Genomic DNA, 14,078 nt, shown 5'->3' with positions numbered 1-14,078 from the left:
GTCCGACGAGCGGATCGCTTGATCTCCGTCATCGCACGCCGCACCGAAACCGTCGCGACCGGTCTGTTCGGCGGTCCCGGCCGCGCCTTGTGGTCGTGCCTGACATGTGGAGGCGGACGATGGAACCGGAACCGACAGCCACGCCAAGGCAGTATGCGGCCGACGATGAAGAGCGGTTTCGGCTACTGCTCAAGAACTCTCCGGACATGGTCTTCCGCCGGACGATGGAGGGCGTCTACCGGGAGGTGTCCGCCGCGGGGCAGGCATTGCTGGGCCGTCCGGTCGAGGAGATCGTGGGGACGTCGCTGGAGTCCTGGGTCCATCCGGCCGATGTGGAGGAATTCGAGTGGGCGGAGCGGGATCTGCTCCGCGACGGCCGGGTGTCGGTGTGTCTGCGTCTGCGGCATGCCGACAGGCACTCGATGTGGACGGAGTTGACGTCCTGGGTGGTGCGGGACCCCGCAGGCGAGCCGATCGAAGTACGTGGGTTCCTCCGTGAGGCGGAGGGCCAGCGGCGGAGGGAGGAAGCGCTGCGGCTGTTGCAGGATCAGGCACGGTCGGTCATCGAGACCGCCCGGGACGCCTTCGTCTCCCTCGACGAGGACGGTCTGGTCATCGACTGGAACCTGAGCGCCGAGAGGCTGTTCGGGTTCAGCCACCACGAGGCGATGGGCCGCCCGCTGACGGAGACGATCATTCCTGAGCGGTACCACGCCGCGCACAGGGCCGGTCTGCAACGGGTGCTGGCCGGCGGGGAGGCTCATGTACTGGGCGGTCAGGTCGAAGTCACCGCCCGTCATCACGACGGCCACGAGATCCCGGTCGAACTGGCGGTGTGGCGGCTCAAGTCGGCGAAGGCGCGCTGCTTCAACGCCTTCATCCGGGACATCAGCGAGCGCAAACAGGCCGAAGCCGCTCTGGCGGAGGCCCGCGACCAGGCGATCGCCGCGTCCCAGGCGAAGTCGCAGTTCGTCGCCTCCATGAGTCACGAGATCCGCACCCCCATGAACGGCGTCATCGGGCTGAGCGACCTGCTGCTGGGCACCGAACTGGACGCCGGGCAGCGACGTTACGCCGAGGGCATTCAGGCCGCCGGCACGGCACTGCTGTCGCTGATCAACGACATCCTGGACTTCTCCAAGCTGGAGGCGGGCAAGCTGGAACTGGACGCAGTCGCCTTCAGCCCACAGGTGCTGGTGGAGGAGGTCGTCTCGCTGGTGGCGCAGACCGAGCAGGCCCAGGGCCTGGAACTGCTCAGCGACTGCCATCCCTACCTGCCCGCGATGGTGCTTGGCGACGCCGGCCGATTGCGGCAGATCCTGCTCAACCTGGCGTCCAACGCGGTGAAGTTCACCAAAACCGGCGAGGTCGTGCTCCGTGCCCGCCCGGCCCCGTCCCGGCCACCCGCAGAGCAGGCGCCGTGGCTGCGATTCGAGGTGGGCGACACAGGCATCGGTATCGCCGAGGCCGATCAGGCACGGATGTTCGACGCCTTCTCCCAGGCCGATGCCTCCACCACCCGCCGCTACGGAGGCACCGGTCTGGGCCTGGCCATCTGCCGAAGGCTCACCGAGGCCATGGGCGGCTCCATCGGCGTCAACAGCCGGCCCGGCCAGGGCAGCACCTTCTCCTTCGTGGTACCGGTTCGCGCACCCGACGCCCCCGAACAACCCCCGGCCCCACCGCACCCCGACATCCTTCGCGGGCTGCGGGTCCTGGTCGTCGACGACAACGACACCAACCGGCTGATCCTCGACACGCAGCTGCGCAGATGGCACATCCAGCCGGCCATGGTCGCCGGCGGCCCCCAGGCACTGGTGGCCCTGCACGAGGCAGAGGCCGCTGGTCGTCCCTTCCACCTCACCCTTGTCGACATGTACATGCCTGACATGGACGGCCTGGAACTCGCCCGCCGGATCACCACCGATCAGAACTTCGCCCGCGTGCAGCTGCTGCTGCTCACCTCCGGCCCCCCGCCGCCCGCCGCCGAGTTGCAGGCGGCCGGGATCGCCCAGAGCCTGTCCAAGCCCGTCCACCAGTCGCAGCTCCTGGACGCCTTGGTCGAACTCGCCACCCGGAAAACGCCGGTGGCCAGAGCGGCTCCGAAAGCGCAGACCCCCGGCACGCCCCAGCCCGCCCACCGGGGCCATCTCCTGCTGGTCGAGGACAACGAGATCAACCAGATGGTCGCCCAGGGCATGCTCACCCGGCTCGGCTACAGCACGGACACCGCCGCCGACGGCGTCCAGGCCCTGCGCATGACCGAGGAACACAGTTATCAGGCCGTGCTCATGGACTGCCATATGCCCCGGATGGACGGCTACAGCGCCACCCGGGAGCTGCGCCGCCGGGAACGGGACCACGGCCGTCACCTGCCGGTGATCGCCATGACCGCCAGCGCCCTCGCCGAGGACCGGGAACGGTGCCTGGCCGCGGGCATGGACGACTACGTCTCCAAACCCGTCAGCGCCGACGAGCTGGAACAAGCCCTCGCGCACTGGGTCCGCCCCACCGACCCACAGGCGGACAACGAGGACCTGCGCGCATCCATCGAGCAGCGGCTGGACGAACTATGCGGCGCCGGCACCCCGGCCGAGCACCAACTGGTGGACAGGCTGGTGGACCACTTCCTTGTCCGGACCCCCGAGATGACCAGCGCACTCTTCCACGCGCTCGACCGCCACGACACGCAGGAGATCGCAGATCAGGCACACAGCCTCAGAGGCGCCGCCGGCAACATGGGCGCCGAGGGCCTCGCCGCCCGCTGCCAGGAGCTGGAAGAGCAGGCGCGTGCCGGACACCCGGCCTCACTGGCCAAGACCGCTCCCCGCCTCCAGGACGAACTCGACCGCACCTGTCGCACCCTCAAGACGCTCCGGTCCCAAACTCCTGGCCATGAACCTGGTTGAGGAGCCGCCCGCACACCGCCGCCCGGGCGCGTACGGGCCGGAGGAGGGAAGGAGAACCTGTGGGCAAGGTTCAAGTCCTGTCGCCCGCCCGCCGTGATGCGGCGGTCTGGGCGTATGCGGCAGCAGGGACCACGATCATCGTCTTCTATCTGGTCACTTCCTCCCCAGCGCGTTACATGCTGCCCGTGCTGGTGGCCGCCTCGGTCGTCTTCGCGATAGCAATGGGACTCACCAGGAACAGGCCCCCATCGTTCGTTCCGTGGTGTCTCTTCGCGGCGGCAATGGCACCGTACACGGTGGCGGACGCGATCTGGGGCATGTACCAGGTCCGCGACGCAGACGTTCCGTTCCCGGGTGTGGCCGACATGCTGTACCTGGGCAGCTACCTGTTGTTCGCCGCGGGCCTGGTGACGTTGGCCCGGCAGCAGTCAGGCCGTCTGCACTGGGCGGGGCTGCTGGACGCGGGAATCGTCACGCTGGGGTTCTGCATTCTGGCGTGGGCGTTCATCATCGCCCCCTACCTGCGCAGCGAGCTGTCCGCGTGGCCACTCGCGGTGTCCATCGCCTATCCCGTCGCCGACTTGGTGCTGTTGTCCATGGCCGCGCGGCTGATGCTCACCACTGGCAAGCGTACTCCGTCGCTTCTTCTGTGCACCGGATGGCTGCTGGCCCTCCTCGCCGCCGACGGTCTCTACTACGGGACGCTGGCGACGACCGGGACCGCGATCGCGGAAGACGTGTCCGAAGTGGGGTGGATGGTCTCGTCCCTCCTGCTGGGGGCTGCGGCGCTGCACCCGTCGGTCGGCCGTCCGACACAACTGTCGGACGGCAAGGAGAGCATGCCCCGGAAGCGACTGTCGATCCTGATCGCGCTCATCCTGGTGGGGCCGTTGATCGTGGTGGCCAATGTCGGGGGTATCCGGTACCAGCCCGTGAACGTCACGGTGATCGTCGGCATGCTGGCGACCCTTTCGCTGCTGTTGGTGCTGCGCATCGCGTTCCTGGCCCAGTACGCCCAGAGCAGGGCCACCGAAGCGCGGACGCAGGCCCACGACCTCGCAGCATCACTGCGAGAGCAGGAAGAGCTCCAGAAGCAGCTGAGCCATCAGGCGACCCACGACCCGTTGACGGGTCTGGCCAATCGAGTGCTGCTGGACGAGCGCCTGGAATCCGCTCTCGGCCGGTGCTCCGCCACTTCCCCCGCCGGACTGCTGATGCTCGATCTCGACGGCTTCAAGGAAGTCAACGACTCGCTGGGGCACCCGTCCGGCGACGAACTGCTCGTTGACGTCGCACGGCGGCTGACAGGCAGGGTCCGCGACCAGGACATCGTGGCCAGGCTCGGCGGGGACGAATTCGCATTGCTCGTGGAAGGCATGGGCGCGAGCGCACTGTACGACTACACCATGCGGATCCTCGACTCCTTCAAGGACTCCTTCACCCTCGCCCATGGCCATTCGGTTCACGTGACAACAAGCATCGGAGCACGGAGCATCACCAGGCCGACCACGCCGGCAGAAGCGCTGAGGGACGCTGACATCGCCCTGTACCGAGCCAAAACCGCAGGCAAGAACCAAGCCGTGTTTCTCGAAGCCCCGTAGCGGAGTCGTGAATGGGCTGGGCGACAGGCGCCTGACGGGTGCTAAGACCACGTCAGGCGCCTGTCTTCGGGCGTCTAGACCCGTACTTCGCAGGTCGCTGAAAAGGTTCGCCGCAGCGGCCTCCCGGCGTCCGAGATCGACCGGGTCAGCCCTTCGTCGGCGACTCTGGACCGATCCCGTCCGCCAGGCGATCGATCCTGACCTGTCGATCTTCACGATCGGGTGACCTGCGAAGTCCGGGTCTAGAAGAAACCCAGCTTCTTCGGCGAGTAGCTCACCAGCAGGTTCTTCGTCTGCTGGTAGTGCTCCAGCATCATCTTGTGCGTCTCGCGGCCGATCCCGGACTGCTTGTAGCCGCCGAACGCCGCGTGCGCGGGGTAGGCGTGGTAGCAGTTCGTCCAGACGCGGCCCGCCTGGATCGCGCGGCCGGCGCGGTACGCGGTGTTCATGTCCCGTGTCCATACGCCCGCGCCGAGGCCGTACAGCGTGTCGTTGGCGATCTTCATCGCGTCGTCGAAGTCGTCGAAGGACGTCACCGAGACCACCGGTCCGAAGATCTCCTCCTGGAAGATCCGCATACGGTTGTCGCCCTCGAAGATGGTCGGCTGGACGTAGTAGCCGCCCTTCAACTCGCCGTCGTACTCGACGCGTTCGCCGCCGGTGAGGATCCTCGCGCCCTCCTGCCGGCCGATGTCCAGATAGGACAGGATCTTCTCCAGCTGGTCGTTGGACGCCTGGGCGCCGATCATCGTGTCCGTGTCGAGGGGATGGCCGGGCCGGATCAGCTCGGTGCGGGCCACGGCCGCCTCGAGGAACTCGGCGTAGTGGCCGCGCTGGACGAGGGCGCGCGACGGGCAGGTGCACACCTCGCCCTGGTTGAGGGCGAACATCGTGAAGCCCTCGAGCGCCTTGTCGCGGAAGTCGTCGTTCTTCGCCCACACGTCGTCGAAGAAGAGGTTGGGCGACTTGCCGCCGAGCTCCAGGGTGACCGGCTTGATGTTCTCCGAGGCGTACTGCATGATCAAGCGCCCCGTCGTGGTCTCGCCGGTGAACGCCACCTTCGCCACCCGCGGACTGGACGCGAGCGGCTTGCCCGCCTCCGCGCCGAAGCCGTTGACGATGTTCACCACGCCCGGCGGCAGCAGGTCGGCGATCAGACTCATCCAGTAGTGGAGGGACGCCGGGGTCTGCTCGGCGGGCTTGATGACGACCGTGTTGCCCGCCGCGAGGGCGGGGGCGAGTTTCCAGGTCGCCATCAGAATGGGGAAGTTCCACGGGATGATCTGCGCGACGACTCCGAGCGGCTCGTGGAAGTGATACGCCACCGTGTCGTCGTCGAGCTCGCCGAGCGAGCCTTCCTGCGCGCGGATCGCCCCCGCGAAGTAGCGGAAGTGGTCGATGGCGAGCGGGATGTCGGCCGCGAGCGTCTCCCGCACGGGCTTGCCGTTCTCCCAGGTCTCGGCGACGGCCAGGGGTTCGAGATGGGCTTCCATACGGTCGGCGATCTTCAAGAGGATGTCGGAACGCCCGGTCACCGACATGCGACCCCAGCCGGGCGCCGCCGCGTGCGCCGCGTCCAGAGCCCGCTCCACGTCCTCCGCCGTGCCGCGCGCGATCTCCGTGAACGGCTGCCCGTTCACCGGCGACGGGTTCTCGAAGTACTGTCCGCGGGCCGGCGGCACGTACTCGCCCCCGATGAAGTGGTCGTAGCGCGCCTGGTAGGAGACGATCGCGCCCTCGGTTCCGGGCGCCGCGTAACGAGTCATGCCGGTCGGCCTCCTTCAGAAGCGCTGCCCGCCGTTGGGCAGCTCTCGGCGCGAGGCTAGGCAGCGGGAGGTTGCAGGTACGTTGCGTGAACCGGCCCAAGGCGGGTCCTCGGATCCTCGGGTCCTACGGTCCCTGGGTCAGTGTCCTGACGAACGAGACCACGCCGGCGGCGCCGCCAGCTCCGACTCCAGCGCGGCGAGGCGGGCCCGGATCGCCGGCGTCGGTCGTACCGCCGCGAGTGCCCGCCATACGTCGAGGTCGTCCTCGCCCCAGGGCGCGTGCGCCCAGTCCGCCAGCAGGTCGGGATCGCGGCGGGCGATCAACGCCGTACGAAGTCCGTCGGCGAGACGGCGCCTGAGCCTGCGCACCGACGGGGCCTGGGAGCCGGGCAGCAGCGGTCCCGCGTACGCGGTCGCGGCCGCCATGATCGCGCCGGTCTCGAGCCGCCGCTCCACCACTCCGACATCGGACTCGACCGGGACGGTGAGCCGGTACGGCCGCGACGCGAGCAGGCCCGGGCCGAGCACCCGGCGCAGCCGGGCCAACTCGGCGCGCAGCGTCACCGGCGTCACCGACTCGTCCTCGTACAGCGTGCACAGCAACTCGTCGCCGGTCAGCCCCTCCGGATGGCGGGACAGCAACACGATGATCTCGCTGTGCCGACGGCTGAGCCTGATCCTGCGACCACCGGTGACGAACTGGGCCTCGTCGCGGCCCAGCGCGGTCAGCTCGGCAGTGTCGGTGGCGGGCTGCTCGGGTGTGAGCAGCGCCAGGTGGGACTCGGCGGCCCGCGCCACGGCCTGCACGAAGCCCAGGCTGTGCGGATGCGCGAGCCCGTCCCCACCGGTGATGTCCACGGCACCGAGCACCCGCCCGGAGCGCGGATCGTGGACCGGCGCCGCCGCGCAGGTCCAGGGCTGCACCCGCCGGATGAAGTGCTCGGCCGCGAACACCTGCACCGGCCGGTCCAGGGCGACCGCCGTACCCGGCGCGTTCGTCCCGACCGCCGTCTCCGCCCAGCGCGCGCCCGGCACGAAGTTCATCAGTCCCGCCTGTGCGCGAGTGGCCGGATGGCCCTCCACCCACAGCAGCCTGCCGTGCGCGTCGCACACCGCGAGCAGGTGCTCGCCGTCGGAGGCGAACGTGCCCAGCAACTCACGGAACAGCGGCATCACCCGCGCCAGCGGATGCTCGGCCCGGTAGGCACCGAGGTCACCGTCCATGAGCTCCACGCTCGCGGTGCCGTCGGGCCCGACACCCGCCCGTGCGGAACGCCGCCACGAATCGGCCACCACCGATCGGACCGGCCGTGGCACCATGCCCACCTCGGTGAACGTCTCGTGCGCGCGACGCAGCATTCGCAGGTGCTCGGCAGGGTCGGCCCCCGGCTCGAGGGCCACCCACGGATCGGACAACTCGGCCTCCCCGAAAAGCGATGCGCTTGGGGACATGGTCACGCCGGGTGCCCGCCCGGACAACCGTTTCGACCGCGCTCACCCGAACGGTGAGGCCCTCACCGCTCCGGTCAGGCGAAGTTGACCAGCCTTATGTAGCGCGTCCAGTCCCAGTTCGGCCCGGGATCGGTGTGGTCGGTGCCCGGCACCTCGTAGTGCCCGATGATGTGCGCGCGGTCCTTCGGAATGTCGTACGTCGCGCAGATCGCCGCCGTCAGCCGCGCCGACCGCTCGTACAGGGCGTCGGTGAAGTAGGCGGGCCGGTCCACCCAGCCCTCGTGTTCGATGCCGATGCTGCGCGTGTTGTGGTCCCAGTTCCCCGCGTGCCAGGCGATGTCGGCCTCGCGGACACACTGCGCGATGTGTCCGTCGGCCGACCGGACGAGGTAGTGCGCTGACACCTTCTTCTGCGGGTTCTGGAAGATGGCCAGCGTCTGCGCGTACGTCGCCTGTGTGACGTGGATGATCACGTGGTCGACGGGGTGGGCGGTGGGGCGGTCGGCCACCGTGTAGTTGTACGTGGTCGCCGGCTGCCACTCGGCGGCGGGGAAGTCGACGGCCTGGGGCTCGGCTCCGGCGCGTGCGTCGGGGAGCAGCGCGTAGGGGACGGCGGCGAGAGCGGCGCCCTTCAGCAGCCGACGCCTGTCGACGAGCGGTCTTGCGCGTTCCATGAACGAATCGCCTTTCGAGGACGGGGGTTGGTGAGGCGTGCCCGGATGGAGAGACCGGCGCCCGACGCCTGGTGGAGGTGCTCAGCCTAGGAGAGTCGCCGCCGTCTCTCGCAGCCGCGCATGCACTCCCCGGTGTGTCTCGCGGGGCGGCAGCCACCGCTTGCGAAGCTTGGCCACGCAGGTGTAGTTGGTGTCGCAGACGTTGGCCAACGGCGACTCCACGGCCTGGGTCGCGAACTGGTACGCGTCCAGCTCGCTGAACCCGTAGTCGCGCACCATCCACTGCACCAGGTCGAGCTGCGATATCCGGAACGCGTCCTCCAGCGGGCGAGCCGAGCCCGTCGAGATGATGTGGGTGTCCGACTCGATCCGCGGCCAGGGCGTGGCCAGCCCCTTGAGCAACTCGACGACCACCACGGTGTTCATGGCGCACTCGACGGCGACTCCGCAGGTTTCCCCCTCGCCCTGCCGGGCGTGTCCGTCGCCGAGGCTGAGCAGGGCGCCTTCGACGTTCACCCCGAGGTAGCAGGTGACGCCCGCTCGCATCTCCGGCGTGTCCATGTTCCCGCCGTGCGCGTCGGGCACCAGCGCCGAGCGCACCTCCAGGTTGGCGGGAGCCACGCCCACCGTGCCGTGCATCGGGTCGAGGGGCAGCTCGAGTTCGATGTCGCTGTCGTGGGCGCGGAACAACGCCGTGCGCCGGGTGCGGTCGAGCTGCCAGATCCAGACGGTCTCCGGAAGAGGGGGCTGCAGCGTGGCGGTGGTGTGCGTCGAGGTGAGCGCGCCGAAGAGGGGCACCGTGGTCGACGCGGCCCAGTCCCGCGCCGGTTCTATCGACACGAAGTGCACGGCGACTGTGTCGCCCGGTTCGGCGCCCTCCACGTAGAAGGGGCCCGTCTGGGGGTTGAGGAAGGGGAACTCGCACACCTCGGACACCAGGTCCTTCTCGGACCGCACCCGGCCGGCGAAGCAGTCCTCCGTGTACAGGTCGAGGACCGTGCCGGGCGCGATACGCGCCACGGGCGGCGCCCCGCCGAACGTCCAGGCGTACTCGCCCGGTTCGGGGCGCACGGTCAGGACCCTGGGGTCGTTCATCGCTGCAGTGCTCCGTTCTTCGGACGGCTGGTGGACGCCGATTCGTCGAAGTGCCAGTCGAGGTGCCAGTCGAGGTGTTCGTCGAGGTGGACACGCGCGGTCTCCGCTGTCCGCCGGGATGGCCCGATGGGCTGCGCCTCGCGTGAATCACGGTACGGCCCTTGCCGGTTGGGCAGAAGGACACAGTGCTTCTCGGTGGACGACGGCGCGACTGTGGAAAACTCGCTCACCCCTGCGAGTGAAGTCGGCTCGGAATCAGGCCCGTTCGGCCACGGCTGCCGGGTCGTCGAGGACGGCACGGATCACCGAGTGGGCGGCCCCCAGCAACGGCCCCTCCGATCCCAGCCGTGACACGGACACCGGACATGCCGGTCCCGCCGTGCGCCGGGCCAGCTCCGCCCGCAGGGACGGCAGCAGCCACGGGGCGAGCCCGGCCAGCGCACCGCCCAGCACGACACCCTGCGGATCGAGCAGGTTGACCGCCCCGGTCAGCGCTATGCCGAGCGCCTCTCCCGCGTCACGCAGCGCCCGCCGCACGTCCTCGTCGCCGTCCGCGGCGCGCCCGGCGAGCAGCCCGACGCGGTCCTCGCCCGGCTCCAGCCCCGCCGCCCGCAGCACCGCCTCCTCGCCGGCGTACTGCTCCAGGCACCCGCGCCCGCCGCACGCACAGGCCGGCCCGTCCGGCCGGACCGGCACGTGCCCGAGCTCGCCCGCGAACCCGCGCGTTCCGTGCAGCAGGCGTCCGTCCACCACGACCGCCGCGCCGATGCCGATCTCCGCCGACACATGCAGGAAGTCGCGCGGCGTGCCCTCGCCGAGCCAGAGCTCGGCCAGCGCGCCGAAGTTGGCCTCGTTGCCCACGGCCAGCGGGAAGTCGGACGGCAGCAGAGCGCCGAGGTCCGTGTTGTTCCAGTCGAGGTTCGGGGCGCGTACGACGGTACGGGCGTCGCGCGCCACCAGCCCGGGCACGGCCACGGCGAGCCCGGCGGGCCACAGGCCCTCGCTCTCCGCCTCGCCGACCACCCGACGCACCAACCCGACGAGCTCCTCGATCACCGGTCCGGCGGCGCGGCCGCGGTTCGCGCCGTACCGCACGGCCCTGGACCGCACCTCTCCGCGCAGGTCGACCGCGCAGACCGCGAGGTGGTCGACGCCGATCTCGGCGCCGATCCCGGCGGGGCCGTGCCCGCTGACGGCGAGCGCCGACCCCGGCCGGCCCACCCTGCCGGGCCGCTCGGGGCCCAGCTCCTCCAGCAGTCCGGAACGTATGAGCTCGTCGACGAGGGTGGACACCGCGGCCCGGGTCAGACCGATGCGCGAGGCGACGGCGGCACGGGACAGCGGCCCCTCGGCGCTGACGGTGTGCATCACGCGGGCGAGGTTGCGGCGGCGCATGCCCTGCTGGGTGTCGGGCAGCGTACGGCCGGGTCCGGCCGGGTGGGCCTCGTGCAGCGGTGCGGTCATGCCTCCGTCCGTCCTTGGTCGGGGTCGGTCGACGGTCACCCGTCGGTCGGGCGGTCGAGGGGGCACGCCGGGGGCGCCGTCAGTGGTTTCCCGTCCCCCGCTCCAGCAGCGGCGCCGCGTCGGAGAGTACCCCGGTGATCCTCGCCAGCGTCGCCTCGTCCCGCTGCACGGCGTCGAGCACGGGACCGGCGGCCGTGTTCCAGCGCCGGGCGACCGCGGCCGGGTCCTCGCCGGTCAGCAGGCCGGCGGCCTGAGCCGCGGCGCCGAGCGCGACCAGCTCCTTGGCCTCGGGCACCTGGACGGGACGCCCCGAGAGCCGTCGTACGGTCTCCTGCCAGGCCGTGCCCCGGGCCCCGCCGCCGATCAGCAGCAGCGGGCTCGAGCGGTCCGCGTCCTCGTCGAGGACCAGGTCGAGTGCGCCGAGCAACGCGTGCACGGCACCGTCGTACGCGGCCTGCAGGAGCTGGCCGCCGGTCGTGTCGTGGCGCAGCCCGTGCAGGATTCCCGAGGCGTTCGGCAGGTTCGGGGTGCGCTCGCCGTCCAGGTAGGGGAGCAGGGTGACGTCGGCGGTGGGCTCCACCGCCTCGCGGTCGAGGCCCAGCAGGGTCGCGACCCGGTCGACCGCGAGCGTGCAGTTCAGCGTGCAGGCGAGGGGCAGCCAGTCGCCGTGGGCGTCGGCGAAGCCCGCCACGGTGCCGGTGGGGTCCGTGGGGCGGCGCTTGGACACCGCGTAGACCGTGCCCGAGGTGCCGAGGCTCATCACCGGCGAGCCGGGACGCAGGCCCAGGCCGAGCGCGGCGGCGGCGTTGTCGCCGGTGCCGGGGGCGACCAGGGTGCCCTTGGAGAACGGCAGGTCGTGTCCGTCGCGCACGGTGCCGGCCACCTCGCCCGGCCGGACCACCCGCGGCAGCAGGGCGGGGTCGAGCCCCACATGGGCGAGGATCTCCGGGGCGTACGACTCCGTCCCCGAGGCCCACCAGCCGGTCCCGGACGCGTCGCCGCGGTCGGTCGTGCCCTGCCCCGTGAGGCGTTCGGTGAGGTAGTCGTGGGGGAGGCGTACGGCCTTGGTCGCCCGGACTGCCTCCGGCTCGTGCTCGGCCAGCCATGCCCACTTCGTGACCGTGAAGGAGGCGGCGAGGACGGAGCCGGTGCGTTCGGCCCAGAACTTCGCGCCGCCCAGCTCCTCGGTCAGCCGCCGGGCCTGCGGCGCCGAACGCACGTCGTTCCACAGCAGGGCCGGGCGGACCGGCTCGCCCCGCGCGTCCAGCGTGACGAGACCGTGCTGCTGCCCGCCGATCGACACAGCGGCCGCCTCGCGCGCCGCGTCCCCGCACTGGCGCAGGGCCTCGCACAGGGCGTCCCACCACTGACGCGGGTCGCTCTCGCGGCCGGCCCCGGCGGTCACCGTGTGCGGGGCCTGGCCACTCGCGACGACCTGCCCGGTCGCCGCGTCGACGACCAGTGCCTTTGTGGACTGCGTGGACGTGTCCACGCCGACGACGAGCGGACCCTCGGCTGCTGACATCGGGATCTCCCTAAGTTTTTCCGCGGCTCTGCGGGGTCTGTCTTCCCAGAGATGCGTTCGCATACTAATTTGTAAACGGCCATGACGAAATAGTCTCAGCACGCAAGGAGCCGCGGCATGAACTACCAGCCCACCCCCGAGGACAGGTTCACCTTCGGCCTGTGGACCGTCGGCTGGCAGGGAAGGGACCCGTTCGGCGACGCCACGCGGCGTGCCCTCGACCCGGTCGAGACGGTGCAGCGCCTGGCCGAGCTCGGCGCCCACGGCGTGACCTTCCACGACGACGACCTGATCCCCTTCGGGTCCTCGGACACCGAGCGCGAGGCGCACATCAAGCGCTTCCGGGAGGCCCTCGACGCGACCGGCATGAAGGTGCCGATGGCCACCACCAACCTCTTCACGCACCCCGTCTTCAAGGACGGCGCGTTCACCGCCAACGACCGCGACGTGCGCCGCTACGCACTGCGCAAGACGATCCGCAACATCGACCTGGCGGCCGAGCTGGGCGCCAAGACGTACGTCGCCTGGGGCGGGCGCGAGGGTGCCGAGTCCGGCGCCGCCAAGGACGTACGCGTCGCTCTCGACCGCATGAAGGAGGCCTTCGACCTCCTCGGCGAGTACGTGACCGAGCAGGGCTACGACCTGCGCTTCGCCATCGAGCCCAAGCCGAACGAGCCGCGCGGCGACATCCTGCTGCCCACGGTCGGCCACGCGCTGGCGTTCATCGAGCGCCTGGAGCGCCCCGAGCTGTACGGCGTGAACCCCGAGGTGGGCCACGAGCAGATGGCCGGCCTGAACTTCCCGCACGGCATCGCGCAGGCCCTGTGGGCGGGCAAGCTCTTCCACATCGACCTCAACGGCCAGTCCGGCATCAAGTACGACCAGGACCTGCGCTTCGGCGGCGGCGACCTGCGCGCCGCGTTCTGGCTGGTCGACCTCCTGGAGAGCGCCGGTTACGACGGCCCTCTGCACTTCGACTTCAAGCCGCCGCGGACCGAGGACCTCGACGGCGTATGGGCGTCGGCCGCGGGCTGCATGCGCAACTACCTCATCCTCAAGGAGCGGGCGGCCGCCTTCCGCGGCGACCCGGAGGTCCAGGAAGCCCTGCGCGCCTCGCGTCTGGACGAGCTGGCCCAGCCCACCGCGGTCGACGGCCTGAAGGCTCTCCTTGCCGACCGCGGCGCCTTCGAGGACTTCGACGTGGAGTCGGCCGCCGCGCGCGGGATGGCCTTCGAGCGGCTCGACCAGCTGGCGATGGATCACCTGCTGGGCGCGCGTGGCTGAACGCACGCGCGCGTGCCGTCGCTTTCTGCAGAACCTCAGTTCCTGAGGGGCCTCGGTTGAGGAGGGGCCTCGTTTCTTGAGGGAGCTTCGGTTCTCGAGGGACGTCGGCTCTTGAGCGACCCCGCGCGGAATGTTCCGGAATCATGCGATCCAAGGCATGAGGCCGTATCAACCTCCGCGCGGGGCTCGCGCCATGACCGCTTCGAGGCGACTCTGGACGGTATGGCCATGCCGCCCGTACCGCCTCAGCCGCCCGGGCCACCGGGTGACACGCCGCCTCCGGGCGACGGTTTCGGACCGCCACCCGA

At 70.5% G+C, this 14,078-nt stretch carries 9 protein-coding genes; 3 read left to right on the top strand and 6 right to left on the bottom strand.

Annotated elements, in window-relative coordinates; genetic code table 11:
- The first annotated feature begins 104 nt into the window (after positions 1-104).
- A complete protein-coding gene (locus AC5P09_RS12865) occupies positions 105-2,909 on the top strand; it encodes a response regulator (RefSeq protein WP_493874039.1) in 2,805 nt (934 codons plus the stop codon).
- A 296-nt stretch (positions 2,910-3,205) separates the two neighbouring features.
- Positions 3,206-4,510 (top strand): diguanylate cyclase domain-containing protein, encoded by a 1,305-nt coding sequence (locus tag AC5P09_RS12860; protein ID WP_493873987.1) that lies wholly within the window; start codon positions 3,206-3,208, stop codon positions 4,508-4,510.
- Between the two features lie 242 nt (positions 4,511-4,752).
- Here AC5P09_RS12860 and exaC read toward each other — a convergent pair whose 3' ends face one another.
- The 6 genes from exaC to xylB form a co-directional block, all read right to left on the bottom strand.
- Positions 4,753-6,276: an acetaldehyde dehydrogenase ExaC gene (gene exaC, locus AC5P09_RS12855; protein WP_493873986.1), complete on the bottom strand. Its 1,524-nt coding sequence runs from the start codon at positions 6,274-6,276 to the stop codon at positions 4,753-4,755.
- Positions 6,277-6,414: 138 nt separating this feature from the next.
- On the bottom strand, positions 6,415-7,692 hold the full coding sequence (locus AC5P09_RS12850) for a winged helix-turn-helix domain-containing protein (RefSeq protein ID WP_493873985.1): 1,278 nt from the start codon (positions 7,690-7,692) through the stop codon (positions 6,415-6,417).
- A 110-nt stretch (positions 7,693-7,802) separates the two neighbouring features.
- A complete protein-coding gene (locus tag AC5P09_RS12845) occupies positions 7,803-8,402 on the bottom strand; it encodes an N-acetylmuramoyl-L-alanine amidase (RefSeq protein ID WP_493873984.1) in 600 nt (199 codons plus the stop codon).
- Between the two features lie 81 nt (positions 8,403-8,483).
- On the bottom strand, positions 8,484-9,497 hold the full coding sequence (locus AC5P09_RS12840; RefSeq protein ID WP_493873983.1) for an acetamidase/formamidase family protein: 1,014 nt from the start codon (positions 9,495-9,497) through the stop codon (positions 8,484-8,486).
- A gap of 255 nt (positions 9,498-9,752) precedes the next feature.
- Positions 9,753-10,961: an ROK family protein gene (locus tag AC5P09_RS12835; RefSeq protein WP_493873982.1), complete on the bottom strand. Its 1,209-nt coding sequence runs from the start codon at positions 10,959-10,961 to the stop codon at positions 9,753-9,755.
- A 79-nt stretch (positions 10,962-11,040) separates the two neighbouring features.
- Complete coding sequence (gene xylB / locus AC5P09_RS12830; protein WP_493873981.1) at positions 11,041-12,486, bottom strand: xylulokinase; 1,446 nt, start codon at positions 12,484-12,486, stop codon at positions 11,041-11,043.
- A gap of 117 nt (positions 12,487-12,603) precedes the next feature.
- Between xylB and xylA the strand changes: the two genes are divergently transcribed.
- Positions 12,604-13,770, top strand: coding sequence for a xylose isomerase (gene xylA / locus AC5P09_RS12825; RefSeq protein WP_493873980.1), 1,167 nt, complete (start codon positions 12,604-12,606; stop codon positions 13,768-13,770).
- Positions 13,771-14,078 lie beyond the last annotated feature (308 nt).

The sequence above is a fragment of the Streptomyces sp. a15 genome (assembly GCF_059026085.1).
This window is presented reverse-complemented; position numbering and strand designations above follow the sequence as displayed.